Origin of the sequence: Sphingorhabdus profundilacus (assembly GCF_009769755.1) — a bacterium.
Taxonomy (GTDB): domain Bacteria; phylum Pseudomonadota; class Alphaproteobacteria; order Sphingomonadales; family Sphingomonadaceae; genus Sphingorhabdus_B; species Sphingorhabdus_B profundilacus.
Genome location: NZ_SDWJ01000002.1, coordinates 1,130,571 through 1,156,777 on the forward strand (window position 1 = coordinate 1,130,571; position 26,207 = coordinate 1,156,777).

28 protein-coding genes and 2 tRNA genes are annotated in these 26,207 nt (G+C 56.2%); 7 read left to right on the forward strand and 23 right to left on the reverse strand.

Going from position 1 to position 26,207, the window contains the following annotated elements; genetic code table 11:
- Nucleotides 1-17: 17 nt before the first annotated feature.
- Nucleotides 18-731 carry a cell division ATP-binding protein FtsE gene (gene ftsE / locus EUU23_RS13275; protein ID WP_160354537.1) on the reverse strand — a complete coding sequence of 238 codons (714 nt, stop codon included), beginning with the start codon at nucleotides 729-731 and terminating at the stop codon, nucleotides 18-20.
- A 276-nt stretch (nucleotides 732-1,007) separates the two neighbouring features.
- Here ftsE and EUU23_RS13280 point away from each other — a divergent pair, with 276 nt between their 5' ends.
- A complete protein-coding gene (locus EUU23_RS13280) occupies nucleotides 1,008-1,787 on the forward strand; it encodes an MJ0042-type zinc finger domain-containing protein (protein WP_160354538.1) in 780 nt (259 codons plus the stop codon).
- On the opposite strand, the gene EUU23_RS13285 is transcribed toward EUU23_RS13280, so the two are convergent.
- Genes EUU23_RS13285 through fliE form a run of 17 tightly spaced genes read right to left on the reverse strand, consistent with a single transcriptional unit; the run spans nucleotide 1,784 to nucleotide 15,348 of the window.
- Entirely contained in the window at nucleotides 1,784-2,134 is a 351-nt protein-coding gene (locus tag EUU23_RS13285) for a flagellar export chaperone FliS (protein ID WP_160354539.1), read from the reverse strand. The two genes, EUU23_RS13280 and EUU23_RS13285, sit on opposite strands and share 4 nt — an antisense overlap.
- Nucleotides 2,135-2,184: 50 nt before the next feature.
- Nucleotides 2,185-3,552, reverse strand: coding sequence for a flagellar filament capping protein FliD (fliD, locus tag EUU23_RS13290; protein WP_160354540.1), 1,368 nt, complete (start codon nucleotides 3,550-3,552; stop codon nucleotides 2,185-2,187).
- A 45-nt stretch (nucleotides 3,553-3,597) separates the two neighbouring features.
- Nucleotides 3,598-4,737, reverse strand: coding sequence for an EscU/YscU/HrcU family type III secretion system export apparatus switch protein (locus tag EUU23_RS13295; RefSeq protein ID WP_160354541.1), 1,140 nt, complete (start codon nucleotides 4,735-4,737; stop codon nucleotides 3,598-3,600).
- Nucleotides 4,730-5,515, reverse strand: a complete 786-nt coding sequence (gene fliR, locus EUU23_RS13300; protein ID WP_160354542.1) for a flagellar biosynthetic protein FliR — start codon at nucleotides 5,513-5,515, stop codon at nucleotides 4,730-4,732. The genes EUU23_RS13295 and fliR overlap by 8 nt, the downstream gene beginning before the upstream one ends.
- Nucleotides 5,512-5,781: a flagellar biosynthesis protein FliQ gene (gene fliQ / locus EUU23_RS13305; protein WP_160354543.1), complete on the reverse strand. Its 270-nt coding sequence runs from the start codon at nucleotides 5,779-5,781 to the stop codon at nucleotides 5,512-5,514. Before fliQ ends, fliR begins: the two co-directional genes overlap by 4 nt.
- A 4-nt stretch (nucleotides 5,782-5,785) precedes the next feature.
- A complete protein-coding gene (fliP, locus tag EUU23_RS13310) occupies nucleotides 5,786-6,538 on the reverse strand; it encodes a flagellar type III secretion system pore protein FliP (protein ID WP_160354544.1) in 753 nt (250 codons plus the stop codon).
- A gap of 33 nt (nucleotides 6,539-6,571) precedes the next feature.
- On the reverse strand, nucleotides 6,572-6,859 hold the full coding sequence (locus EUU23_RS13315) for a FliO/MopB family protein (protein ID WP_218939614.1): 288 nt from the start codon (nucleotides 6,857-6,859) through the stop codon (nucleotides 6,572-6,574).
- Nucleotides 6,856-7,182, reverse strand: a complete 327-nt coding sequence (fliN, locus tag EUU23_RS13320; RefSeq protein WP_160354545.1) for a flagellar motor switch protein FliN — start codon at nucleotides 7,180-7,182, stop codon at nucleotides 6,856-6,858. The genes EUU23_RS13315 and fliN overlap by 4 nt, the downstream gene beginning before the upstream one ends.
- Nucleotides 7,179-8,057: a FliM/FliN family flagellar motor switch protein gene (locus EUU23_RS14370; RefSeq protein WP_218939615.1), complete on the reverse strand. Its 879-nt coding sequence runs from the start codon at nucleotides 8,055-8,057 to the stop codon at nucleotides 7,179-7,181. The genes fliN and EUU23_RS14370 overlap by 4 nt, the downstream gene beginning before the upstream one ends.
- Nucleotides 8,054-8,659 (reverse strand): flagellar basal body-associated FliL family protein, encoded by a 606-nt coding sequence (locus EUU23_RS13330; protein WP_160354547.1) that lies wholly within the window; start codon nucleotides 8,657-8,659, stop codon nucleotides 8,054-8,056. Before EUU23_RS13330 ends, EUU23_RS14370 begins: the two co-directional genes overlap by 4 nt.
- 15 nt (nucleotides 8,660-8,674) lie before the next feature.
- The gene (locus tag EUU23_RS13335; RefSeq protein ID WP_160354548.1) at nucleotides 8,675-10,021 is read right to left on the reverse strand and encodes a flagellar hook-length control protein FliK; all 1,347 of its coding nucleotides are present in this window, start codon (nucleotides 10,019-10,021) and stop codon (nucleotides 8,675-8,677) included.
- Complete coding sequence (locus EUU23_RS13340) at nucleotides 10,018-10,446, reverse strand: hypothetical protein (RefSeq protein ID WP_160354549.1); 429 nt, start codon at nucleotides 10,444-10,446, stop codon at nucleotides 10,018-10,020. Before EUU23_RS13340 ends, EUU23_RS13335 begins: the two co-directional genes overlap by 4 nt.
- The gene (locus EUU23_RS13345) at nucleotides 10,443-11,774 is read right to left on the reverse strand and encodes a FliI/YscN family ATPase (protein WP_160354550.1); all 1,332 of its coding nucleotides are present in this window, start codon (nucleotides 11,772-11,774) and stop codon (nucleotides 10,443-10,445) included. Before EUU23_RS13345 ends, EUU23_RS13340 begins: the two co-directional genes overlap by 4 nt.
- Nucleotides 11,771-12,331 (reverse strand): FliH/SctL family protein, encoded by a 561-nt coding sequence (locus EUU23_RS13350; protein ID WP_160354551.1) that lies wholly within the window; start codon nucleotides 12,329-12,331, stop codon nucleotides 11,771-11,773. The genes EUU23_RS13345 and EUU23_RS13350 overlap by 4 nt, the downstream gene beginning before the upstream one ends.
- The gene (locus EUU23_RS13355; protein ID WP_160354552.1) at nucleotides 12,324-13,367 is read right to left on the reverse strand and encodes a flagellar motor switch protein FliG; all 1,044 of its coding nucleotides are present in this window, start codon (nucleotides 13,365-13,367) and stop codon (nucleotides 12,324-12,326) included. Before EUU23_RS13355 ends, EUU23_RS13350 begins: the two co-directional genes overlap by 8 nt.
- Nucleotides 13,360-15,009: a flagellar basal-body MS-ring/collar protein FliF gene (gene fliF, locus EUU23_RS13360; protein ID WP_246156458.1), complete on the reverse strand. Its 1,650-nt coding sequence runs from the start codon at nucleotides 15,007-15,009 to the stop codon at nucleotides 13,360-13,362. The genes EUU23_RS13355 and fliF overlap by 8 nt, the downstream gene beginning before the upstream one ends.
- 3 nt (nucleotides 15,010-15,012) lie before the next feature.
- Nucleotides 15,013-15,348: a flagellar hook-basal body complex protein FliE gene (fliE, locus tag EUU23_RS13365; RefSeq protein WP_160354553.1), complete on the reverse strand. Its 336-nt coding sequence runs from the start codon at nucleotides 15,346-15,348 to the stop codon at nucleotides 15,013-15,015.
- A gap of 224 nt (nucleotides 15,349-15,572) precedes the next feature.
- Between fliE and EUU23_RS13370 the strand changes: the two genes are divergently transcribed.
- Together EUU23_RS13370 and EUU23_RS13375 are read left to right on the forward strand one after the other, a co-directional pair.
- Nucleotides 15,573-16,385 (forward strand): flagellin N-terminal helical domain-containing protein, encoded by an 813-nt coding sequence (locus EUU23_RS13370; RefSeq protein ID WP_160354554.1) that lies wholly within the window; start codon nucleotides 15,573-15,575, stop codon nucleotides 16,383-16,385.
- Nucleotides 16,386-16,515: 130 nt separating this feature from the next.
- Nucleotides 16,516-16,591 (forward strand) — tRNA-Thr (locus EUU23_RS13375).
- Nucleotides 16,592-16,652: 61 nt separating this feature from the next.
- On the opposite strand, the gene EUU23_RS13380 is transcribed toward EUU23_RS13375, so the two are convergent.
- From EUU23_RS13380 to gltX, 5 genes are all read right to left on the reverse strand, one after another.
- Nucleotides 16,653-16,739: transfer RNA gene (locus tag EUU23_RS13380), tRNA-Leu, on the reverse strand.
- 72 nt (nucleotides 16,740-16,811) lie between these two features.
- Nucleotides 16,812-17,966 carry a galactokinase gene (gene galK, locus EUU23_RS13385; RefSeq protein ID WP_160354555.1) on the reverse strand — a complete coding sequence of 385 codons (1,155 nt, stop codon included), beginning with the start codon at nucleotides 17,964-17,966 and terminating at the stop codon, nucleotides 16,812-16,814.
- A complete protein-coding gene (locus EUU23_RS13390) occupies nucleotides 17,963-18,997 on the reverse strand; it encodes a UDP-glucose--hexose-1-phosphate uridylyltransferase (RefSeq protein WP_160354556.1) in 1,035 nt (344 codons plus the stop codon). Before EUU23_RS13390 ends, galK begins: the two co-directional genes overlap by 4 nt.
- Nucleotides 18,987-19,673 (reverse strand): uracil-DNA glycosylase, encoded by a 687-nt coding sequence (ung, locus tag EUU23_RS13395; protein ID WP_160354557.1) that lies wholly within the window; start codon nucleotides 19,671-19,673, stop codon nucleotides 18,987-18,989. The genes EUU23_RS13390 and ung overlap by 11 nt, the downstream gene beginning before the upstream one ends.
- Nucleotides 19,674-19,933: 260 nt before the next feature.
- A complete protein-coding gene (gene gltX, locus EUU23_RS13400) occupies nucleotides 19,934-21,427 on the reverse strand; it encodes a glutamate--tRNA ligase (RefSeq protein ID WP_160354558.1) in 1,494 nt (497 codons plus the stop codon).
- 105 nt (nucleotides 21,428-21,532) lie between these two features.
- On the opposite strand from gltX, the gene EUU23_RS13405 reads away from it, so the two are divergent.
- The 4 genes from EUU23_RS13405 (at nucleotide 21,533) to rpsL (ending at nucleotide 26,145) form a co-directional block, all read left to right on the forward strand.
- Nucleotides 21,533-22,906, forward strand: coding sequence for an alkaline phosphatase PhoX (locus EUU23_RS13405; protein WP_160354559.1), 1,374 nt, complete (start codon nucleotides 21,533-21,535; stop codon nucleotides 22,904-22,906).
- 1,101 nt (nucleotides 22,907-24,007) lie between these two features.
- Entirely contained in the window at nucleotides 24,008-25,039 is a 1,032-nt protein-coding gene (locus EUU23_RS13410; protein ID WP_160354560.1) for a type III polyketide synthase, read from the forward strand.
- Complete coding sequence (locus EUU23_RS13415; RefSeq protein ID WP_160354561.1) at nucleotides 25,036-25,551, forward strand: isoprenylcysteine carboxyl methyltransferase family protein; 516 nt, start codon at nucleotides 25,036-25,038, stop codon at nucleotides 25,549-25,551. The genes EUU23_RS13410 and EUU23_RS13415 overlap by 4 nt, the downstream gene beginning before the upstream one ends.
- A 222-nt stretch (nucleotides 25,552-25,773) precedes the next feature.
- On the forward strand, nucleotides 25,774-26,145 hold the full coding sequence (gene rpsL / locus EUU23_RS13420; protein WP_143776737.1) for a 30S ribosomal protein S12: 372 nt from the start codon (nucleotides 25,774-25,776) through the stop codon (nucleotides 26,143-26,145).
- Nucleotides 26,146-26,207 lie beyond the last annotated feature (62 nt).

A 26,207-nucleotide genomic window follows, 5' to 3' on the forward strand; every position in this document is an offset into this window, starting at 1 on the left:
AGAAGCATCGCCGTCGCCTAGTTTCTCAACACCAGCGGGCGCGGCGGATGACGCAGCGATCCGGTCGGATCGGACAGGCGACCTTTGTCGAGGCGCATCATTTGCGCGCCATCTATCTCCTGTAATAAATGGATGTCGTGCGTCGCCACTATGACTGTGGTACCCAGCCTGTTAAGCGCTTCAAATAATTGCAACAAGCGGCGCGCCATTTCAGGATCGACATTACCTGTCGGTTCGTCAGCAACCAGCATTTCAGGGCGACCAATGACGGCGCGGGCAATGGCGACGCGCTGTTGTTCACCGCCCGACAAGGTTGCCGGGCGGGCATCGGCCCGTTCGGTCAGGCCAATCCAGTCCAGCATTTCGGTTACCGGGTTTATCAGGTCCTTTTCCTGAATGCCCGCGATACGGAGCGGCAGCGCTATATTGTCGAAGGTCGACAAATGCTGGACCAAACGGAAATCCTGAAAAACGACGCCTATTCTGCGGCGAAAACCTGGCAACCGGTCGCGTGGTAGGGTTATGGCATCATGCCCGAACATTCGGATGGAGCCCCGGCTGGGTCGATGTGCCAGATACAGTAATTTCAGCAATGAAGTTTTGCCCGCACCTGACGCGCCGGTCAAAAAGTAGAAACTGCCGGGATATAAGGTAAAACTCAGATCGGTGAGTGTTTCTGCACCGGTCCCGTATCGCAAACCGACATTATCAAATTCGACGACGCTTTGCATTAGACCGCATTCGCTTGCACGGTGCGCTCTCCGTTGTCGGGACAGTTCTGTTTCATATGCATCTGGTTCAAGGCCATAAATCTTTCCTACGGATTTGATCGATTTTGTCCATTGCTTCGTTCGCACGACTGCCCGGACAATAGACCTTTCAACCCGAAAACAGCCAGATTTAGGGCAAATTCTCTCTGATTTGGCGGGGTCCCCAATTGCACCGTCCACAGCATTTTGTGACAGTGGGGTTGCAAGTCGGGGGCGGCTCATGTTTATGGGGCAGCAATGCTGCTTGTCTGCCCTTCCTGCCGCACCCGTTATGTCGTTCCGGACACTGCCATCGGCATGGACGGTCGTCAGGTCCGTTGTGCCAATTGTAAGCATAGCTGGTTTCAAGATGGCGTCATACCGCCCATCCCGCCCGCACCGCAGGCGATTGCGCCTAATCCCCCGCCTGAACAATATGGATCTGTTGCAGTTCCGCCCGTGCAACCGGCTGCCCCAGACTATACGCGGTCCGATGAAACTGCCGAGAGTCAAGCCGAGCCCGCAAAAGACATATCTGAAACTTTTACGTCACCTGATTCCGTCAATATTGAATCGCCGCCACAACAAAGCCACTTCGCGCATGAGCCTCCATTCCGGCCACGGCGCAATCCCGCAAAGCTTTGGACAATGGCGGCTTTTGCCTTTGCTCTCATGATTGCGGCAGGCGGCGGTGCTATCTGGTATTATGGGGTCCCGAATATCGGAATGGACCTCGGAATGGCGGGTGCAGAGCCTGATCTGAAAATCATACTCAATGAAAACCTGGAATTAAATGAACGTGAAGACGGAACACCGTTTTTCATCGCCAGCGGAAGCATAGTCAATCCGACAGGTCGTGCCCAGAGGGTGCCGGAAATGCTGGTGACGCTTAAAGATTCCGGCGGACGACCGGTTTATAGCTGGAAAATGAAAGCGAAAGTGAGGTCCTTGGCCCCCGGGGCGAAGGTGGACTTTAGCGAAGCGCGGCTTGATGTTCCGCAAGCGGCGGCGCAAATCACCGTCGGCTGGGTGCTCTAAGCGGGCTGTAACGCCTGCCACGCATAATAGATATCGCCTATTGCGTCCCGGACTTCTGATAATTTTTGTTCGTCTTTGTTTTTGGTCGCTTCATTCAGACCCTTTCGGCATGCGCTGTAAACCCTCGCCAAAGTCGCCGCAAGCTCGCCACCTGCGTCAAAATCAATGCTTCCTTCAAGGGCAACAAGAATGGAGATTGCTTTTGCAACATGACTATTGCCGGAAAGGTCGTGCCCCTTTCGGGCCGCAAAAAGAGCCAAGTCCAAGGACCGGATCAGCTCTTCGTACAACAAGCCAACCAAACCATGCGGGCTCGCGCTTTCGACGCGACTTTTCAGTTCGAGCATGCGGTAATGCTGGCTTGCGATAGCCGGGTGAGTTCGGGGTTGCATCATGATTAGTTATCACCGCCGCTGTTCCACAGCTTGATCTGTTGTTCCAAATAGCTTTGCGTCGCCCTTAACGCCGCAATACGCGCGTCCATTCCCGCATATTGCCGTTCCAGTCGGGTCCGATATGCATCTTCGCGCGATTCCATCCGTTCGCGATTTTTGGCAATGTTTTCGGTCTGTCTTTGCAAAGCGGTACGTACCTGTTCCAACGGTCCGGTCGTCGCAACTGCTGCATCGCGCAACGCGTCGAGCGCAAATGTTATACCAGGGTCCGTTGCTTCGGTCCGCACGCCATCCCTTGGTGGGTTGAAAATCGCTTCAACAGCATCGGGAAAATCGCGCAGGGCGATTTCCAATTTTGCGCTGTTAACGGTTATCGTTCCGTCGCGGTTGGTCGAAATGCCCACGTCCGAAAGCGATTTGATATTGGCGTCAGACGTCAATGGCTGCGAAATAAACGCGCTGAGTTGTCGCTCAAATGCGCGCAACGCAGGGTTGCCATTGTTCGCAAGTCGTGCCGCTTCAGTATCCCGTTTCAAAGTGTTGAATACCGATACAAAGTCAGTCAGCGTCTGCTTTAACACGTCGGTCGGCCGGGTTGCGCCAATCGTTATCGTTGCCAAGGGGTCCGCTTTTTTTAAGGTAATGTTTAATCCGGGGACAACATCATTAAAGTTGTTTGTTGCACGGCTATAGGCCACACCATCGACGGTGAAACTGGCATCGCTTGCCGATTGCCCCACTGTCATCGCAGCAGTTGCAAATTGCGACAAGCCCGGAGCGGCCCCTGCATCTGCGGTCAGGGTGAAGGCTTTGGCAGCACCACTTTCACCCTTTAGGACAAGGCGAAAGCTACCTGCGTCATTGATGACGCTTGCCCGTACACCGCTGCCGGTTGCGTTTATCGCATTGGCCAACCCGTTTAAGCTGTCATTCGTAGCATCTACGGTAACAGCAAATGCGGTTGTGCCGACGGTCAGGGTCAATCCGCCCTGACCGATGGGATCGGTCGCAGAGGTTATGAAACCGGTGTAATTTGTTTGTGCGCGTGCAAGGCTGCTGACGACCATCTCGCCCGAATAGGCACCAAGCAATGTACCGGCATTGGCCGTTACCGCTATGGCCGTGTCGTCTGATGTCACGGGTTGACTGCGTAACGTTCCGCCTGTGGATAGATCGGCCAGTGAATCGGCGAAGCTATCAAGGTCGCTGCGTGCCTGTGCCAAAGCGCTGACTTTGGCCTGATTGGCGCGCGACAGGGTATCGAAACGCTGAACCTTTGGTGTGCGTGATGCAGCCGCAAGGTCACTGACCAGTGCTGCGGTGTCAATGCCGGAACCAAAGCCTAGGCTGTTTGCGATATTTGTCAGCATTTTCGAAATCCTTCGCAGTTCAATACGGCAGATGACCGGTGAAATTTAGGCCATGGGTCGACCGTCGGCATCAAAACGCTTGGACGGCGGCACTTCGACAACGGGCCGGACCAAATCCTTCGCCAAATTGCTTTCGAGGCGGAATACGAACGCCAAAATGGCTGCTACGGAAACAAACAGGTCTTCTGACACCACCCGGCCTGTCCGCGTGGTGAAGTAAATGGCGCGGGTCAATTGAGGATATTCCAGTGTCGGAACATGGTTTTCCTTGGCAAGTGCTTTGATCGCTTGCGCCACTTCGCCGCGCCCGCGGGCGACGACAACCGGTGCCATATCGAGCCCCGGACGGTACCGCAGGGCAACCGCGAAATGCGTCGGATTTGTCAGGACAACGCTGGCTTCTGCCATGCCTTTTCGTGCAGACGACATCGCCATTTCCTGCTGCCTTGCGCGCTGCGCCTGTTTCAGTTCGGGCGCGCCGTCGCTTTGGCGCATTTCTTCTTTCAGCTGCTGTTTCGACATACGCAATCGTTGGTTTCGGCGCAGCCATTGGACGGGCACATCGATTCCGGCAATCAATATGAGGCCTACGGTCAAAACGATGATCGTCAGGATCAGCTTGTCGCCCAGCATTTCGACCGCAGCTGCGGGATGGGTTGCCGCAAGGCCCGGCATGTTGGCGATGTCACTCGCCATGACCCAATACCCAGCATAGCCGAGCGCGCCGACTTTGGCCGTCGCCTTGAATAGTTCGATTATACCCTGCATCCCGAAAATGCGCTTTAACCCGGCCAGCGGGTTGATCCGGCTACCTTTGAAAGCCATTGCCTTGCCACGCATCCCCAGTGATCCCAGCATTGCAGGTGCCGCCAGTGCGGCTATAATGCTGAGTAGAAGAAGCCCCAGAAAGGGGATCGCAATATTGCCCAGCGGACCGGCCAATGCATCAAGTGGTTCAAAGCGGTCCGGATCAGTCAAATCGAGGGATAAGCCGCTTTTCAGCAAGTCTTTACTGGCCGAAAAAAACCATCCGCCAAGTCCGACCATCCAAGCGGCTCCCGCTGCCATCATCACAGCAGTTGCGAGCTCTTTCGAAGCCAGGACATCGCCTTCTTTTAATGCGTCGTCCTTGCGTTTTTGGGTGGGGGCCTCGGTCTGTTGGTCTTTTTCCGGGGTTTCAGCCACCGCCGCCTCCTAGCAACTGGGCCTGATCGAGTACCATGTGGATGGTGTGGCTTATGGTGTCCGCCATCACCGGAGTGGCCATTCCCAACAAGATCACGCCTGCCAACAGGGCGGCGGGCATTCCGACGGCGAACAGGTTGAGCGTGGGTGCGGAACGCGCAATCATCGCCATAATGATCTGGACGAGTATGAGGGCGAAACCCACTGGAAGGGCGATGCTTAACCCGGCAGAAAATGCGAGCCCGCCAAATTTGGCGATGCCGCCAATCGCAGAATAGGAAATCCATGACTGACCAGGCGGCAATGCCTGATAGCTCTCGGCGATAATGGCAACCAGAGCGAGGTGACCATCAGCCGCGAGAAATAGAAACATCGCGAGCATAGACAGAAACTGCCCCACGGCAGGGCTGGCCTGTCCACTTGCTGGATCGGCCATCGATGCGAAGCCAAGACCCATCGCGTTGCTAATCGCTTCGCCCGCAACCAGCGCGGCAGCAAAGGCAATCTGTATCACAAAGCCAAGCGCTAGTCCGGTAAGCACTTCGGAAACAATCATCAGAAATCCGGGAATCGAGACGATCCCGGCGGCAGGCAGCGACATATTCACGGCCGCTGCCGAAGGTATGCCGACGGCCAAAGCGAGTACGAGCCGCAACTGGACCGGTACCGCACCCGCCCCGAACATGGGCGCTGCAAGAAACGCAGCCCCCGGACGTATCATTGCCAGCATCCAGATGAGAAGCTGTTGCTCAACATTTTCGAGACCGGCGGGGATCATCGGACCAGCAGAGGAATCTGGGCAAAAATATCTTTGGTGAAGTCGGCCAGTAATATCATGATACTCGAGCCGAATATCGCCAGGGCAATGGAAACCACGATCAGCTTGGGAACAAAGCTCAATGTCTGTTCATTGATTGATGTAGCGGCCTGAACCATTCCCAGCACGACGCCCGCGATCAATGCCGGAATCAGAATCGGAGCCGAACCAAGGGCCAGTATCCAAAGCGCCTGTTGCGCGACACCGATGAAATAATCCTGGTCCATCGCACTAGCTCACAAAAGAACTTGCAAGCGACCCCATTGTCAATGCCCATCCATCGACGAGCACGAAGAGCAGAAGCTTGAACGGCATGGAAATGATGGTGGGCGAAAGCATGACCATACCCAGCGACATCAGCGCAGACGCGACAATCAAATCGATGATGAGAAACGGCAGAAATATCATGAAGCCGATCTGGAATGCCGTTTTCAACTCGCTTGTCACAAAAGCGGGCAACAATATTGAAAAGGGAACATCCGCCGGCTTGGCGAATTTGCCTGCTTTGGCGATGCCACTGAACAGGGCGAGATCGGACTTGCGCGTCTGTTTCATCATGAAGCCATGCATGGCGGTTGCCGACGTCGACAGCGCCTGTTCAAAAGTAACTTCATCACGGCCATAAGGTTCGAGCGCCTGGGTGTTGATAGTCGTGAAAACAGGCTGCATCACAAAAATGCTCAAGAAGAGGGCGAGGCCGACCAGCACCTGATTAGGGGGCGTTTGCTGCAGCCCCAATGCCTGTCGCAAAATTGACAGGACAATGATGATCCGCGTGAAACTCGTCATCATCAGGATGAGCGAAGGCAAAACCGTCAAAAGCCCCATGAAAAGCAGTATTTGTAGGGATAATGACAGCGGACGACCGTCTCCAGAGACGGTTTGAAGCGCCTTTTCGATGCCCGCACCTGTTGATGTGGCGTAGGCGGGATCGTTCGCGAAAAGCGCGAAGCCGATGATGAGGAACGTGATGAATCTAACCATGCATTTTATTATGCAAGTTCGATGCCAATCGGCTTATCGGGTAAGTTCGATGCCAATCGGCTTATCGGGTAAGTTCGATGCCAACCGGCTTATGCCGCTGCGGGAGACGCCAAGCAAAAGCGTGTCGCCGTTAAATTCGACAACCAGCAACTTGCCATTGGTCCCCAATGTTACGGCATCGATGACCCGCACCGGACGATTGCTCTCCGGCTTAACCGGCAAGCCCAGTTGCAACCGTTTCCAAAGCCACAGTGAGCCCCATGCAAGGCCACCGATCAGCGGAACGACGAGGAATAGCCGGAGGAGATATTCGACGATCATGTCCGACGCTCCAGTCCGGCAAGGCGGCGATCGGCGGCGACCACGTCTACGACACGTATGCCATAGCGGCCATCGACATCGACGATTTCGCCGCGGGCGATAAGTGTGCCATTGGCGAAAATGTCGAGAAAGTCGTTCGCTTGGCGGTCAAGCTCGACAACACTGCCTTCGCCAAGCCGCAGCAGTTCCGACAGCGTCAACGATGCCGAGCCGACTTCGACCGAAATCCGCAACGATATGCCCGCCAGCAAATCCATATTATCGCCCATCGGCGATGCGCCTGCGATAGAACGCATATCGGGGGCTTCTGTCATATCACTCATTGGTCCATTTCCTTTTCTATTTTCTCAATCATAAGGGCAGCCCGGCCATTGGCTTCACCAAGCGACCCACGGGCAAAAACGCGCCCTGAAACAATCATCGGTATTTGTGCGGGCAATAACAGCGGCAAAATGTCGCCCGGTGCCAGTGTGAGCATCTTTTGAAACGAGACATTGCAATGGGTCAGGACGATGCGCGTCGGAAATTTTACCCGCATGGTAGCCGAACGAACCCGCTCGCTCCACGCAGCGTCGGTTGGCGCCACCTGATTTTCTTCGACGCTGCGGCGATTGTCGAGAAACCGCAAAGTCTCGGTTGTGAGGATAAGGCTGACAGCAGATGGCTTGATTGCTTCGCCTTCTGCAAAGAAGGATTGCACAATAATTGCTTCACGCGATTTCGGCCAAGCCATTTGTAGCAAGTCAGTTTCGGCCCGGACAAATTCGAAAGGCGAGCCTTCATCCGGATCAATTTGTGCCTTTAGCAGCGGGGCCAGTTGCGATCCAAAGCCGGACAGGAAGCGCAGCTCCGCCGACGAAAATTCGCTTCTCGCCTGCACTGTGCCACTGCCGCCATAATAGAGGTCGACAATCTGGCACACAAGCGACCCAGGCAGATGAACCAGCAATTCCTCACCACGTTTAGGCATCATATAACGGAACGCCGCACCAAAAGGGTTTTGGGCTATCCGCCACTCTGGATAGCGCGCGCCATTGGCTGTTCCCGTGGCTATCTGGAACGCGCCTTTGGTGAAACTGCCGAGCAGACTTTGGATCGACTGGGCGACGCGCTGCGCCAAAGGCTCAAGCTGACTTAGCTCGGCCGAATCATTGGCATTCCGGGTCAGGTGCATCATTTGGGATGATGCCGGCGTCACTGGATCACCAGGTTGGTGAAATATACATTATCGATACCGCCAAAACCTTCTTTCTGGCGAAGCACGTCGTTGATGGCGTGGGTTAGATCGCGCTGAAGCATCTGTTTGCCCTGCGGCGTTGAAAGTACGGCAGCATCCTGCTGCGACAGGACCATCAGAACGGCAGAACGAATGGGCACCGCCTGGCGTTCAACATTGGCAACAACCTTACCGTCATAATAGGTCGCCAAGCTTATGCCCAATTGGACAAATCCGGCACCATCGGCGAGGTTGGCCGTGAAGCTCTGCTCTAACGCCACATAGGTGACTTCAAATTTCTTCGGGTCGACTTTCACCTTGTCATTTTTAACGGATATCGTGCCTTCTTTTAGAACCACTTTGCCTTCTTCGCCTTCCGCAGGCGGCTCGGCCGGTTCTTCGCTGCGCTCGACCAATTTGGGCCGGTGCGGATCCTCTTCAGCTTCTTTCCCAGTGACGCCGCCCGACAGATATATGCCGCCTGCAGCACCGCCAGCGGTCAAAAGCGTCGCGCCCATGCCGATCAAAAGCATTTTCTTGCTCTTACCGCCTTTGGCGTCTGATTTCTCTTTGATCTTGCTCATTTTTCCGGTTCTTTCTTAAGCAAAACGTCCGCTAAGCGACGTGTTTGGGTGGGCTGATGGAGGACGATTATTGGGTTGGTTGGATTGCGGGTTGGATGGTCCTTGCCAAGCAAGATTCTGCGCGCGGGAATGATCGCGTTGGCTTTGCATTTGGTGGCCTGCCATCAAGTCGCTATTGGCGACCCGAACTCCGGATTGACGCAATTCTTCCAGCAATTTGGGCTGTTCAGCCGCAAATATCTTCGCTGCATTTTCGGTGCTGGTCTGAAACTGGATATTCACGCCATCCTTTTGCGTTTCGACCATGACTTCCAAATGGCCCAGCCCGTCCGGCGCAAGGCCAAAGCGAAGTTTGCCATCCTGTCCGGCAACCGAGACGATTTCACGGGTCAACTGTTCAATCCACTGCGTATCACGGGCAAGATCGAGCTGATGCGACGTAGACATATCAGGTGTCGCAAATAGCGGGGCAGTCATTGCCGCGGGCGCTACACCCTGTGGTGCGGCTGTGGGCAACGAAAATTGTGTCACCGTCGGTTCCGATGTCGGTATTTTCAACGGCAACTCAGCCGCAGAAAAAGGGATTTTGTCTGTTCCTTTATCGACCGGCATTGTGGCTTTTCTGATATCCTTTGGTGCATCGCTTCTCGGGGTAGCCAGCATCGTCGATTGAACCGGTGCGGCGGTAGCTGCGGCCACGATGAGTGGGGGTGGGGGTGGGGTTGGCATCGCAATTTGCACCGGAACATCCGGCAAATCGCGTGCCGGTGCCTCGTCCTTGTCGTTCGGTTCTTCCTCAGAATAGCTGATCAGGACGGCCTTTGGTGGCGTGACAGGGGGCTGGGCTGTTTGATCGGGAACAGCTTTGGGAAGCTGCGTATCAACCTTTATCGCAGACTCTGCTTGTGCATTTTCAGCCTCAGCAACTATCGGACTATCCACCATGGAGCGTTTGCCCATGTCCGGAGAGAAACGCAGGTTCAGTTCCCTGTCGGCTACCGGTGCGGCAACGGGCTTTGCACCGTGGGCGTGGTTCGCGTCGGCGACCACAATTGCAGTGCTGCCAGGTGTTCGGTCCTGTTTTGGCGGCTCGCCTTTGAAGAGTTGATCTGTGGTGTTGAATTGCACTGTCGGTGATGGTGATGTCGGGATTTCCCGGGTCACCGGTGCGGCTGTAACAGCAGGTGCTTCAGGCGATTCGATGGGCGCTGCGGAACCGGTTTTCGGATCGGCATCCTTTACGATCGGGTTGGTCGCCTGCCCGACAAGTGCGTCAAAATCCAACAGGGTTTCGACGCTCTGCCCTTGTAATATGGGCGCGCTTGCAGGGGTGGTGATGGTTTGGATGGCACTCAGGTTCATTGATCTTCACCACTTGTTGGTCTTACGGGATGGCATCGTGCATTTGCTGCTTTGCGTTCACTTTGCCGGGCGCTTTCGAGTTCGGCTTTTTCAAGCAAGCGCCGGGCGCCCTGTTCTCTCATTTCGGAATATATGCTGTTCGTCTGTTGCCGCTGGACCCGCTCTATGGCGTGTTCAAGCGGTGCTGCCGTCGCCTTTAGCGCGGTGTCGAGGCGGGCCCGTGTTTCCGAAATCGCCGCCAGCGACATTCCATCAGTCGCGCCCGACGCAGCCACATTTTCTGTGTTCAATGCGACAATGCGGTCGACAATCGATCGGATCTGGTTTGCGCTTCCTCTGGCTTGCGCCAATTCCATTTGGGCAATCCGGCTTTCGGCGGTCCGAATGCGGACAATACGGGCGCGACGGTCAACATTGCGGGTCATAGTCCGAACCCTTGCAACAATGCATCACGCGACGCGCCAAAGTTAATCGAACTGTGCATAGGCTGACTTACAAAATTCAGCATGTCCCCGTGCATCGCAATCGCGTCGTCCAGAACGGCATCATTCCCCGCTGTGTAGGCACCCATCAACAGCAGGTCCCGATTTTGTTCGTGGGTAGACCAAAGTTGCCGGAAATGGGCGGCCGCCGCCAAATGTTCGGCATCGACAATGTCTGGCATGATCCGCGATAATGACCGGGCGACATCAATGGCCGGGAAAGTCCCGTTTTCTGCCAGCGTTCGGGACAACACGATATGGCCGTCGACAATAGCCCTGGCCGCATCAACGATCGGGTCTTCAAGATCACCGCCATCGGCCAATACGGTATATATGGCGGTGATGGATCCACCGGTACGACTGTCAATGCCGGCACGCTCAACCAGTTGCGGAATTAACGCGAGCGAAGAAGGTGTGTATCCTTTCATCGTCGGTGGTTCGCCCAAAGCAAGACCGATTTCGCGCTGGGCGTGCGCGACCCGGGTCAGGCTGTCGATAAGCAACAGGACTTTCTTGCCCTGGGCCCGGAAATATTCTGCGATCGCGGTTGCCCGCATGGCCGCCCTGAGGCGCAATAAAGGGGAGTGATCGGCGGCAACCGCAACAACCACCGACTTTGACGCAATGCGCGGCGTCAATTTGGTTTCTATAAAATCACTGACTTCGCGGGCGCGCTCGCCAATCAGTCCGGTGACGATGACATCGGCATCAATGCCTTCCAAAATCTGACCCATCAGGACCGACTTACCGACACCCGAACCTGCGATAACGGCAACGCGCTGGCCTTCGCCAATTGTCAAAAGACCGTTGATTGCCCGGACGCCACAATCAATCGGGCGTGTGATGCGCCCGCGAACAAGTGGACTGGACGCAAATCCGGTAATCGGCCAGTTTTCTTGGCAGCCGGTTAAAGGTCGGCCATCCAGCGGCGCCCCTTGCGCGTCGATGATGCGGCCGAGCAGACCGTCGCCGCACGCAATGTGGTCATGTCGACCACAAGGGAAAACTCTTGCCCCCGTTGCGACCGATAACCGCTGCGAAAAGGGTTGGATAATGCTTTTGTTGCCGCGAAACCCGACGACTTCACCGGTGACAAAGCCCCCGCCATTTTGTGCGATCCGCACCGCTGTTCCCACCGGATATGGGAAGGCTGCGGCTTCGAGGAACTGGCCTTTGCAAGCGGTCAGCGAACCGACACGGCGGGGCGTCGCGGTTTCGAGATGCAGCGATTCAAATATCGAACGAGCGGCTTGGGCAAGGCGGGTGGTCATGCGGCCATCCCTTCGCAATGCAGCAATTCCCGCAGTCGCTCGATGCCGAGTGCGACGCCATGTTCAATCCAGCCTTGCGAGCATTCGATGCGGACCATTGCGCGGGGCAGGCTGGGGTCACCGCGAACTGATAACTTCCCGATTCTGTCACCGACCAGCGCGGCATCCTCGGGATGCAGCAAAATATGGCGGGCCTCATCTGCTTCGGTAATGATGTCGACCGCGCGGGCAATCTGTTTGTTCAACATCGCTTCGTCGATTTTGACACCATCGGTAATCTGTCCCACCAAGCCAACCACCGTTTCGCGAAGCAGCAGCGAGAGTTCAGGGCCGGCGTCGGTCTGAAATGCCTGTGCGTTAGATAATAATTTGTGCATTGATGCGCGCTCGGCAGCAAAAGCGGCTTCAGCCATTTGCTGGCCGTCGGCCAGACCGCGAGCATATTCATCGGCGCCACGATCAACCTGAGACGTTGTGGAGCGAATGTTGCTCGACCGAAAGCCCGTCCCGCGGGCAGTGGCGGTCAGTAGGGATATCCGTTTTGGGGCGTCAGACATAGTCGTCGCTCTTTCCGCCCATGACAATTTCGCCCGATGCGGCCATTTGGCGGGCAACGGCGATAACCGCTTTTTGTGCGGCTTCGACATCGGTGCGCTTGACCTGGCCCATATCGGCAATATCGTCCTTGATGGTCTGCGCCGCGCGCGCCGAAAGCGTACCCAACATTTTTTCGCCCAGCACATCGCTTGCACCCTTGATCGCCAATGCAATCTGGTCTGCATCCACATTGCGAAGAATTGTGCCCAGCGCTTTGGCATCCAAGGCGGCCAAATCGTCGAAGACAAACATTTCTTCCTCGATGGCATCGGCAAGCAGTCGGTCCTTTTTGCGGAGCGAACGCAGCAGTTTTTCGGCTGCGGGCCGTGGAAGGTTTTTTACGATTCGGGCAACTTCGTTGCGGCCGCCCAGTGCCACGTCGGGGGCATGGGCTTTGCCGCTGGTGTAATTCATCAAAATTGCTTCAAGATCTTCGATGGCTTCGGCCGATATGGAGCGCAAATTTGCCGAGCGGAAAAGCAGGTCTGTCTGTGTCGCTTCATCGAGAGATGAAATTGCCAGAGCAGAAACCTCGGGCGTCAACACCGACAAGATAACGGCGGCGACCTGTGGATGCTCTGATGCGACAAGTTCGGATATGGACGCAACGTCCATCCACCGCAAAATGTCGAGCGACGGGGCACTGGACTGCGGCTCGATTTCCGACAATATATTGCCTGCGCGTACATTGCCGAGTGCCTTGTGCATCATTTCGCGAATGCGTACTGGCGCACCGACCGCAAGGGCTGATAAATCGCGATTGCTCGCAACGAAGCTTTCCAAAGCGCGTTCGACATCGGTTTCATTCGCGCTGGATGCCTCAAACATGCCTTTGCCCAGGGCTTTGACCTCGTCTGGGGCAAGATGCTGCAAAATGGTGGTTGCATCGCCATCTTCCAAAAGCATCATCAATATGGCAGCCGATAGCTCGCCGCTAATGCCCGGTATGGCAGGTGCGATTGCCGCGGTTTCGTCGGGTGCGAGATCTTCATCCATTTGCCCGCTCCTGAATCATCTGGCGGACGACGAGGGCGGCCCGTTCGGGATCCTGGCGGATAAACGAACGGACGAGATTCGCGCGTGTTTCATAGCTGGGTGCCGCTTCGATCATCTCGATGGTCACTTGATTGGATGGCCGCGGCTGGCCGGTTGCGGCCAGCAACTTCTGCTCGACTTCGGCTTGCTCTTTGGCGGCTGCCATTTTGGCTTTGGCCGCCTTCATCAGGGGCCGTCCGATAAATATGAAAGCGAGAATGGCCGCCAGGACTGCGCCTATCTGCTGCACCAAGGGGAAAAACCAGGGTTCATCCCAAAAATTGACGGCGGCCTCTTCCTGCTCAGCAAAGGGCCGCGACGATATAGCGACAAGATCGCCACGTTCCGTGCTGAAACCCACGGCACCTTTGACCAACGCTTCAAGCGCGGCAACATCAGCAGCACTTGGCTTTTTCTGACCCTTTACATCGCGCAAGGCAACGGCAACGGACAGGCGCCGTAAATTGCCCTGCGGCTGGTGCGTCACCGCTATTTCGCGGCCTACATCAAAATTGCGGGTATAATTTTCTTCGCTTTGACTTTCACCATTATTGGGTTGCGCGGTTTGACCGGGTGGTGTTGCGGTCAACTGGCTGGCTGGCGGCGGCTGGTTAGACAGGGCGCCCGGAATCCCCACTGCACCCGGTGTGTTGGCGCTTTGCGTGGTTTTGTTTCCCTCTTCACTTCGCAGGGCCCGATCATCTTTTGGAAAAGTTTCCCGGGTGGACTGGGTTTCACTCGGGTCAATATCGGCGTGCACTTCGACCGAGAAATTTTCGGCGCCGACAATGGGTGTCAACAAAGTGACCACTGCCTGGCGATACCGCTCTTCCATCTGCATTTGCAGTTGAAACATCTCTTGGTCGGCGCTGCCTGTCGGGGATGAAATCAACGCGCCGCTTTGATCGATTACGGATACCGAATCGGCGGCAAGACCGGGAACTGATGATGCGACAAGATGGCGGATTGCGCGCACTTGTGCTTCTGACAAGCTGCGGCCCTGTTGCAATGTCAGCATGACTGATGCCGCTGGCTCACGCGCTTCGCGAACAAAAACGCTAGGTTCGGGCATGGCCAGATGGACACGCGCCATTTTGACGGCGTCAATCGCTTCAATCGTCCGAGCAAGATCCGCTTCACGTGCTCCGCGTAAAGTTTCGCCTTCGACCGCCCGGCTTGAACCCATAGGCAAAGATGCAATGACGGCATCCCCGGATGGCAAAGCTTTAGGCAGGCCCTGACCTGCCAACAGCATTCGGGCTTCGTGGATTTTGCCCGCATCAACCGAAATCGCGCCGGTGCCAGGATCGAGGCTATAGGTGATACCGGATGCCTGCAACGCGTCGGCAACCGCTGCTTTGTCACTCTCGGCCAGTCCTTGAAAAAGCGGAGCCTGAGCAGGCGTGGCCAAAGCAAAATAGGAAATCGCCGCAACTCCGATAGCGGCAGAAAGGGCAAGCGCGGGAAGCGCCTTGCGAACAGCGGGCTGGCTGGTAAGATCGCGCAATGCACCAAAGCCGCCCGATGTGGCAGGCGTGGCGAAGCGGGTCATTTGACCATTTGCAGGTAATGCTTCGGCGGAAAGTATCTGGTTCTCAGCCATCGATTATACCGGCATGTTCATGATGTCGCGATATGCAGACAATAATTTGTTGCGGACCTGCATGGTCGCTTCAAAGCCGATCGAGGCTTTCTGTCGTTCGACCATGACCGATACAATGTCATGTGTTTCGCCGCGTTCGTAAGACGCGGACAATTCGCTTGCCTTGCTTTGTTGCGTATTCACCATTTGCAACGCATCGGTCATGGTTTTAGCAAAAGGGGCGTTAGCGACGGTTTCTCCCGTGTCCACACCACGCCCGGCGGCGCGTTGTAGCGCCCCGTTTTGGCTCAGGATTGTGGAACGCATTTGCAGCAACCGGCTCTGGTCAATGGTCGACATATGCTTTGGTCCGAAGGCGGAATTGCCTTTGCGGTTATATAAGCAATGCTCGTGCCAAGTTGAGATAAGGCCCAGAATTCCGTATGTTTCAAGTCTGGCTGCTATGGTTCTGCCAATATTCCGACGAGGTCTGATTTAAGCTCACTCCAGTTTCGCCGTTACTGCTTTCCGAGGCTGCTCATCAATCAGGGCTGCCCCATTTGAGAGACAGCAAAGGATTTATCATGACCGTAATCAACACCAATGTAAGCGCACTTCGCGCTCAAAATGCCTCGCGTATGGCGAATAAGGATCTTGGAATGGCAATGGAGCGTTTGTCGAGCGGCAAGCGCATCAATGCAGCGAAAGACGACGCCGCAGGCCTCGCCATCGCAACCCGTATGGATGCAAAAGTACGCGGCCTTAACCAGGCTGTGCGTAATGCCAATGACGGCATTTCGCTGGCGCAGACCGCTGAAGGCGCGATGGGCGAAATTTCGAACATCTTGGTTCGTATGCGTGAACTGGCCGTTCAATCAGCCAACGGCACGGCCGCTGCATCTGACCGTACTGCCATTGACGCTGAATCCGACGCACTTGTTGCCCAGATTGGCGATATCACTTCGCGCACCGACTTTAACGGCACTGTCCTGATCGACGCTGCAAAAACGATCAGCATCCAAACCGGTGTTGAAAGCGGTGAAACCGTCGATATCGACTTGGTTGCTATGACCGCAGCTGGGCTTGGCATCGGTGCAGTCGACCTGTCGACTGCTGCTGGTGCTGGCACGGCATTGAACTTGCTCGACACTGCAATTGACACTGTTGCAACGCAGCGTGCCGAAATCGGTGCGGTACAAAACCGTCTGGATGCGACTGTCAACAATCTGACATCGACCGCCACCAATTTGACGGAATCAAAATCGCGTATTCAAGACGCTGACTTCTCGGCTGAATCGACCAAGCTTGCGTCGGCACAGATCCTGAGCCAGGCCTCGACCGCGATGTTGGCGCAGGCCAACCAGAGCCAGCAGGGCGTATTGAACCTGCTGCGTTAATAACGCCTTCAGGACGTACCTAGCAAAAACCTACCCCGGTGGTTCGCCACCGGGGTTTTTTGTGTTGGCAAAGGATGCTTGAAATCATGGCAACAGATGTCTATGCGAACCGCCTTGGCCATAAGCCATCGCCGCCTTAGCTCAGTTGGTAGAGCATCGCATTCGTAATGCGGGGGTCGTAGGTTCGAATCCTATAGGCGGCACCATCTTTCCCGGCCATGTTATGAATTAACGCGATTCGCATCAAGCGGCTCAACGTCCGCAAAATGGTGCCCAGAAGAGGACTCGAACCTCCACGCCGTTACCAGCGCCAGCACCTGAAGCTGGTGCGTCTACCAATTCCGCCATCTGGGCACGGGGTAGGCGGCGCGCTTAGCGGCTTTCGATTGTTGATGTCAATCCAAAGCGGGGCGCATGACGCATTATTTAACTTAAAATCGCAACGCCGGGGCTTGGGCGTTCGATAAGTATCAGCGGCAGGTCGCCATCGGGTGTTCGGTAACCCTGTTCTACTACAGAGCGCACATGGCCAACCTTGTCGGCGCCAAGTATCGCTACACAAGCCCCGCCAAAGCCGCCGCCGGTCATCCGTGCGCCGCCCTGCGGCCCAATCGCTGTTTGCAATAATGCAACAAGCTGATCGATCGCAGGGACCGTAATTTCAAAATCTTCGCGCATCGATGTATGGCTTTGCGCCATTAAAACACCAAGTGTTGCAAGGTCACCCTTGGCAAGTGCGGCTGCCGCATCAAGAGCGCGCTTGTTTTCGCCGATGACGTGGCGGGCACGGGCGCAGGTTATAGGGTCCAATGGGGTGGCGTTCAGAAGATCCATGTCGGCATCGCGCAAAGCCGTGACGCCCATTGCCTTTGCCGCCGCCTCGCATTGGCGACGGCGTTCATTATAATGTCCTTCCACCAGACCCCTGGTAACGCCGGAATGCACGATCATGATCGCCATATCATCCGGAACCGGCGCGTCGGTCAGGGCGAGTGATCGGCAATCAATCAGCAACGCATTCCCGGCTTTGCCTTGAGCCGAAATGAGCTGGTCCATGATACCGCATTGGGTGCCGACAAAGTCACACTCCGCCGCTTGTGCAATCTGTGCAAGGCGGGTGCGATCGACAGATGTGGCGGTCAGGGCAAGCATGGCCTGCCCCACCGCAACCTCCAGCGATGCCGAGGATGACAGGCCGGCCCCCTTGGGTAAATTGCCGGCTATGGCAAGGTTGGCACCGACCAAAGGAAGCCCAGCTTTTTTCAGGGCATCGACCATACCGCGAACATAATTGGTCCAGCCTTGGGTGGAGGCTGTAATGTGGTCCAGAGCAAAGCTGTCCGTCGCACCTTCAAAATCCGCAGCGATGACATTTACTTTGCCGTCGGTGCGGGCGCTGGCGGCGACCATGGTTGCAGGGCCGATAGCGCAGGGTAGGACAAAGCCGTCATTATAGTCTGTATGCTCGCCGATCAGATTGACCCTGCCGGGAGCGCGGACAGTATAAGCGGGCTGTTCTGCAAAATGTGCCTCGAAGGCTGAAGTTACCCGTTGGCGCAGGGCGTTGTCGGCGGGGGTCATGTCATGCTCCGGAAGTGGACTGGGCTTTGGGCCCGCAACCGGGCGGCTGCGGTTTCTGGGGTCAGGTCGCGTTGGGCTTCGGCGAGCATTTCGTAGCCGACCATGAATTTGCGGACGCTGGCCGATCGGAGCAGGGGCGGGTAGAAATGGGCGTGCAGTTGCCAGTGGGCTGCGTCCCGTTCCGCCGACGGCGCGCCGTGCCAGCCCATGGAATAGGGGAAGCTGGTCCGGAACAGATTGTCATAGGCTGTGGTGATGGCTTTCAGGATGTCGGCGAGGGCGTCCCGCTGCTCGTTGTTAATTCGGCTGAAGCTTGCAGCGGCAAAAAGGGGAAGGAGGAGGACCTCGAAAGGCCAGCTTGCCCAAAAGGGGACGACCGCCAGCCAGTGGGTGTTGGCGGCGACGGTGCGGCTACCGTCGGCATGTTCGGCCTCAGCATAGGCCAGCAACATCGATGCGCCATGTTCATTAAACCATTGTTTTTGCGTAATATTTTCTTGAAAAGGCTCAGCAGGAACATAGCTTGTAGCCCAGACCTGGCCATGGGGATGCGGGCTTGAGCAGCCCATCATCGCACCCTTATTCTCGAATATCTGCACATAGGCGTGGGTTTTCGCCAGTTCCTCTTCTTGCGCGGCCCAGACGTCCACGACGCGGCGGATCGCGGCCACGGGCAATTCGGGCAGGCTCTTGCCATGGTCGGGCGAGAAACAGATCACGCGGCAGGTCCCGTTGGCGGGCGCCGCCTGAAACAGTGAACTTCCGCCGTCCACCGACGCATCATCGCCGGGGATCAGCGCCGCAAAGTCATTGTCGAACACAAACACATCGGCATAGTCCGGATTGGCCACACCGCCGACACGTTCATTGCCGGGGCACAGATAGCATCCGGCATCATAGGCGGCGCGCACGCTATTGTCCGGCTCATCCTGCTGCCCCTGCCACGGCCGCTTGGCGCGGTGCGGGGAGACGAGCACCCATTGCCCGTTCAGCGGATTGAACCGCCGGTGTGGCTGGTCATCAAACGACATCAGGCAGGCTCCAGTCGATGGGGGGTTGTCCGTGCTTTTCCAGAAAAGCATTGGCTTGCGAAAAATGGCGGCACCCCCAAAAGCCGTTATAGGCCGACAAAGGCGAAGGATGCGCCGCCTTCAAAACCAGATGCCGCGACCCGTCGACAAAAGCCGCCTTCTTTTCGGCCTGTTTGCCCCACAGGAGGAACACGACCGGATCGGGTTTGGCATCGACCAGCCGGATGACGGCATCGGTAAAGTGCTCCCATCCCTTTTTGCTGTGCGAGGCGGCCTTTGCCATTTCGACGGTCAGGACACTGTTCAACAGCAACACACCCTGCTGCGCCCAATGTTCCAGAAAGCCATGCGTCGGCCGGGGCAGGCCCAGATCGCTTTCCAGTTCCTTATAGATGTTTACAAGGCTCGGCGGCGGGCGAACACCGGGCTTCACGCTGAAGCACAGGCCGTGCGCTTGACCCGGACCATGATAGGGATCCTGCCCGAGGATCACGACCCGCACCTTGTCGAGCGGCGTGAGGTCCAGTGCACGGAACCATTCGCTGCCCTTGGGGTAGATGGTCTTGCCAGCCGCCATTTCCGACACCAGAAACTGCCGGAGCGCCGCCATATAGTCCGAAGAAAATTCGGGCAAAAGCGGCGCTTTCCAGCTTTCATGAAGTTGGATGTCAGGCATGGGATGCCGCTCGGCTAAATCTTGTAAAAGAGACGGGAGAAGGGGAGGGCGCGGTGTGGGTCATGAATGCCGGTTGTTTGCGATGCGCTGCATTTCGTCTTTGAGCATGGCACAACTTCCATAAACGGATTCGATCAAACCCGGCCCGACGTCCCGATGAATTTCCAAACCCAAGTTGAAGGTCATCTGAATCGGCCCCTCAATGTTAGCAAGTTCTGTCTTCACAAACTTAGCTCTCCCCTTCTCCCGCCTCTTTTACATCATTCTGCTTTTTCCGCCGTCAGCAACGCCGCCCAGGCTTCGACCTCCTTCTTGCTCGCAGGCCCCAGCAATTCCATCGCATGGCGCAGGCGTTCGCGGATGATGTCGCGGCCCAGATGGACGATGGCATCGAACAGCGGCACGCCCTGCGGTTGGCCGGTTATGGCAATGTACATCGGCCGGATCACATCCTTCAGCTTGGTTTCCAGCACTTCGGCGGTGCGGCGCAGGGTGGCTTCGACACCTTCCTTGTTCCATTCGATCAGGCCGTCAAATTGCTGCAGCGCCAGCATATAGGCTGCGCGCTGCTGGTCCTGTTCGATCTTCACGCCATCGCGCAAGGCGTCGGCGGTCAGGCCATCGATACGGTTCATGAAGAACATACCAACCAGACCACCCAGATCCGACAATTTCGTAATCCGCGCCTGCGCCATTTCGGCAATCGGCGTCAGATAGGCGTCGTTCAGCGCCCACGCCTTCACCGCATCGAGAAACTGGCCTACATCCAGTTCTTCGCGCAGATAGCGGCCATTGAGCCAGTCGAGCTTGGATGTATCGAACACAGGCCCGCCCAGCGAAATATTGTGGACGTCAAAACCGTCGATCAAATCTTGCAGACTGGTTTTTTCATCCTCCTCGCTCGCGCTCTTGATGAACAGGCCGAGGAAATTCTGCATCGCCTGCGGCAGATAGCCGGCACGCTGGTAAAACAGGATCGAGGTCGGGTTCTTGCGCTTCGACAGTTTCGACTTGTCGGCATTACGCAACAGGGGAAGATGCGTCAGCACCGGCGGTTCCCAGCCGAAATAGTGATAGAGCAGCAAATGCTTGGGCGCAGACGATATCCATTCTTCGCCGCGCATGACATGGGTGATGCCCATCAAATGGTCGTCGACGACATTGGCCAGATGATAGGTCGGCAAGCCGTCCGACTTCATCAGCACCTGCATATCGACGACGGCATATTCAAATTCGATTTCGCCGCGCAGCGTATCGTGCACCACGCATTTCCCTTCGGTCGGGATTTTCATGCGGACGACATGGCTGACGCCTTCGGCATCCAGCTTGGCGCGGTCGGCATCGGTCAGCGACAGGCAGCTGCCGTCATATTTCGGCGGCTGTTTGGCGGCGACCTGGTGCCGCCGCATCGCGGTCAGCTTTTCCGATGTGCAATAGCATTTGAATGCGTGGCCGTCGGCCAGCAGCCGGTCGCAATGTTCGGTGTAGATCGCGCTGCGTTCGGATTGGCGATAGGGTCCGTGGGGGCCGCCGACATCGGGGCCCTCGTCCCAGCTAAGTCCCAGCCAGCGCAGCGAATCCAATATCATCTTTTCCGATTGCGGCGTTGACCGGGCCTGATCGGTATCCTCGATACGCAGCAGAAATTCGCCGCCATGCTTTTTGGCAAAGCAATAATTGATGAGCGCGATGTAAGCGGTGCCGACATGGGGGTCACCAGTGGGCGAGGGTGCTACGCGGGTACGAACGGTCATGGGTAACAAAAGCCTTTGGTTTGATTTGCCAGCGCTCTATCAAGGTGAAACGGCATTGTCATCTTTCGGGTGCAGCCTAAAGCCTGCAAAGTTAAGGAGCCTTTCATGAACTTCACCCGCCGCCAATTGGGTTTCGGCCTTGGCAGCATCGCCTTTGCCGGACTTGCCGCACGGTTGATCGCGCAGGCGCCCGTCGCCGGTATGAACGAGGTTACAGGCTATGGGCCATTGGTGCCCGACCCTGACAATCTGATCGATCTGCCCAAGGGGTTTGACTATCGGGTTATCTCGCGGCTGGGCAATATCATGGATGACGGTTTTCTGGTTCCCAATGCCGCCGATGGCATGGGGGCGATTGATTTGGGGAAGGGCAAGATTGCCCTTGTCCGCAACCATGAATTGAGCGTCGACGAATATGGCTCTGGTCCTTTTACGGGGAACGTTCCGCAGGATATTCTGACCTATGACAGAATGGCCGATGACAAATCCCGGCCTTTGCCCGGCGGTACAACGACCCTGATTTATGATATGAAAACGGGGCGGCGGGAGGCGGAGTGGCTTAGCCTGTCGGGCACAATCCGCAATTGTTCGGGCGGCATCACGCCATGGGGCAGTTGGCTGAGCTGCGAAGAAAATGTCACCCGTGCCGGAAATGGGGTGGGCAAGGATCATGGCTATATTTTTGAAGTGTCGCCAAGAACAAGGGGGCTCGTCGACCCTGTGCCGCTTAAAGATATGGGCCGTTTCAACCATGAAGCTGCGTGCGTCGATCCGCGCACCGGCATCGCCTATCTGACCGAAGATCGCGGCGATGGATTATTATACCGGTTCTTGCCCAACCAAAAGGGCGAATTTGCCAAGGGCGGACGTCTGGAAGCACTGGCCTTTGTCGAAACCGGCATCACGGATTCGCGCAACTGGGCCGAAGCGCAGGTTAGCAAAGGCAGGCAATATAAAGTGCGCTGGATACCGCTGACCGACCCCGAAAGCCCCTATGATGATTTGCGGAAACAGGGCGCGGCCAAAGGCGCGGCGCTCTTTGCGCGTGGCGAAGGGATTTTCTGGGGCAAAGGCGAACTGTTCTTTGCCTGCACCAATGGCGGGGCTGCGAAATATGGGCAGATTTTCCGCTATGTTCCGTCAGTGAACGAAGGTGCGTCTGGTGAAACCGATGCACCCGGTTTGATTGACCTGCATATGGAATCAACCAACCCTGCCTTTTACAATTATGGCGACAATCTGGCCATCATGCCCAATGGGCATCTGCTGGTGTGTGAAGACCAATATACCGACATATCCGCCAATCATCTGCGCGGGGTGAATGGCAAAGGTGAAACCTATATGGTCGCCCGAAGCAAGGTGCAGACCGAATTTGCCGGTGGCTGTTTTTCACCTGATGGATCGACATTGTTCGTAAACCTATACGAACCGGCGATGACACTGGCGATCAAGGGGCCGTGGGGACGGGTGTCGGGTTAGGGAAACAAAAGGCAGAAATCCCCCTCCCGCCTGCGGGAGGGGTTAGGGGAGGGGGCGGGCCGAAGGCACGCCTTGCGACTTCGCCGTGTCACCCTCCCCCAGCCCCTCCCGCAGGCGGGAGGGGAGTAGCAGATACTAAATCTCGCTCGCGTCACCCCGAAACCCAAATCTCCGTCACCCTGAACTCGTTTCAGGGTCTTAGTTTTCAACGCCGCAATACTAAGACCCTGAAACGAGTTCAGGGTGACGGGTAAATAGGATTCAACGGGAAGGGAACGAAGGTTCAGGATGAAATCTACCTCCTCCGCGAACTCCGCGAACTCTGCGTGAACCAAAAAAAGCGGCGTTGATAGGTTCACGCAGAGTCCGCGGAGGAACGCAGAGAGAGTAAAAAGAGCGTCGCCTGTTCACCAAATCTTTGTGCAAACCAATCCCCCTCCCGCGTGCGGGAGGGGAGTTAGCGGGCTGAAATCTCGCTCCCGCCACCCTGAACCTCCCGAACCGTCACCATGAATCCCCGTCCCGTCACCCTGAACTTGTTTCAGGGTCCATCGCGCCGCCCGCCCACCGCAAGAAAGCAAATCCAACCGCACGTCGTCACTCGGCGAGCCACGACAAGGCAGAAATGGGCTGATAGATAGACCCTGAACCAAGTTCAGGGTGACGGTTTTGTGTTGGTGTAGGGGGAATGGAGGACGGTTGTTGAAACTCTGCTTCATGTGTTCAAAAATGCAGAATATTTCACGCAAAGGCGCGAAGGTTTTTAAGAGGTCAGTCAAGCGCATCAAAGTCACTCACGCCAAAGCGCGCGTGACATATTCATTAGGCAACCGCCCTCTTGAAAATCTTCGCGCCTTTGCGTGAAACTATCCCCGGATAAGGTCAACTCAAAGATTTCCCTCACGCACCCCGTCACCTTTCCCGAAAAACCATAACACCGCCAAAAACCCGAACAAAGGTACCATTTCAGCACCACATCACAGCCCTCAATTCCAAAAAACCTAACCTTACAATCACATACATTGTAAGACTATGTTTATATCTTTTGTTGCTATATGATTGCTGGCTCTTTGCCCCCGGCCTGTGTAACATTTGGAACTTATGATGTCTCTCCCCCCCCGTTTGCGTGCCGTTGGCACGGCTTTGCCTGCACATCCGATTACCCAAAAACAGGTTCTCGAAATCCTCGCGCAGGCCAAAGGCACGAATTTGCCGCCGCGGCTCGCCGATATTCTGGGTAATACCGGAATATTAAAGCGGCACATTGCGATGCCGCCGGAATATTATTTTTCCGAACGATCATGGCCGGACCGCGCCCGTGTCTATCAGGAAACGGCGTCCCAAATGTTTCAGGCCGCAACATCAATAGCGCTTGAAAAGGCAGGTTTAACCGCCGCCGACATTGGCCAGATTGTCTTTGTATCGACGACCGGTACGATGACGCCCAGCCTGCCGAGCCGGATGATTGCGACAATGGGCTTTGCGCCGGACACACGCTGCATACCGTTATTTGGCTATGGCTGTGCAGGCGGCGTCATCGGACTTGGCGTGGCCGCCGATTTGTATCGCGCATCGCCCGAAAAGCCCGTGTTGCTCGTCAGCCTCGAACTGTGCAGCATTGCCTATGACCATAGCCGGATGGACAAGAAGGACATGGTTGCGCTCGCGCTTTTTGCCGATGGCTGCGCTGCTGTGGTGATCGGTGAAGGAGAAGGCCCCGAAATATCGGCCTTTGCGAGTCATATCTGGCCGGATACGCTTGACATGATGGGGTGGGAAATTGGCGATACAGGCTTTGATCTGGTGCTGTCGCGCAATATTCCGCAATTTGTGAACAGCCATTTCGCGCCGTCTTGCGATGCGTTTCTGGCCGGGCAAGGGTTGGACAAGGCGGATATGGCAGAATCGGCCTGCCATCCCGGTGGTGGCCGTGTCGTCGATGCGCTGGCGGACTATATCGGCGATGACCTGAACGAAACGCGCGCGATTCTGCGCGATCATGGCAATATGAGCTCGCCGACCGTCCTGTTCGTCCTCGAACGGATTTTGGCGAAGGGACCGGTGACCAAACCGATGTTGATGACCGCGCTTGGTCCCGGATTTGTCGGCGCGATGGGAGTATTGCGGCCATGACTGTTTTAGACTGGCCATTATGGGCGCAGATCGTGTTTGCCTATGTCGTCATTCAACGGCTGGCGGAGCTTGTCTATGCAAACGCCAATACGCGGCGTTTGCTGTCTGAAGGGGGTCAGGAACATGGCGCGCGCCATTATCCCTTGTTCATTATATTACACGGCGGATGGCTGATATCGATCGCGCTCTTTGCAGTTCCCGAAACCCAGCCCAGCCTGTTTCTCCTCAACGCCTTTATCGCCAGCCAGACGTTCCGTTTCTGGACGTTGGCGAGTATCGGCCGCTGGTGGACCACCCGCATCATCAGCGCGCCGCACTTCCCCAGGGTCAAAAAGGGGCCGTACCGGTTTATCAAGCATCCAAATTATGCGCTGGTGATCGTCGAAATCGCCCTGCTGCCCTTGCTGCTTGGTGCGCCGGCGATGGCGATTACATTTTCGGTCCTGAACGCGGCATTGTTGTGGTGGCGGATACGGGTGGAGAATGCGGTGCTGGTGGAACGGCAATCTTGAGATGTGCGGTGTGCCTCCACTATTATTTTGTTGAACCTTGACCCAAAACCAAACCGGCGCTAATGGCGCGCCTTCGCGGGCGGATTGGGGATGATTCCCGAATGCGTCGTGAAAAATCAATATAGCTCGCACATTATGTGTCAGGTCGGGTGGATCAAAGGCTGAGCCTCCACCGCAACAACGCCTTGCCACCTAAAGTAACCGCTTAACAAAGGTGAAGATATGCCAACGATTAACCAGCTGGTCCGCAAGGGCAGGACACCGCAGAAGACCAAGTCCAAGGTCCCTGCGATGGACCAAAATCCACAAAAGCGCGGTGTTTGCACCCGCGTGTACACGACGACCCCTAAAAAGCCGAACTCGGCTTTGCGTAAGGTTGCGAAGATCCGTCTGACCAACCAGCGCGAGGTTATTTCCTACATCCCTGGCGAAGGCCACAACCTGCAAGAGCATAGCGTTGTGCTGATCCGTGGCGGTCGCGTTCGCGACCTTCCCGGTGTGCGCTACCACGTTCTGCGCGGCGTGCTCGATACGCAGGGTGTCAAGGACCGCAAGCAATCGCGTTCCAAATATGGTGCAAAGCGTCCGAAGTAATTCGTACCGCTTCCCATTGGCGGATCGGTTTGGCGCGCTTCGGTGCGGCCAAGCGGTCCACA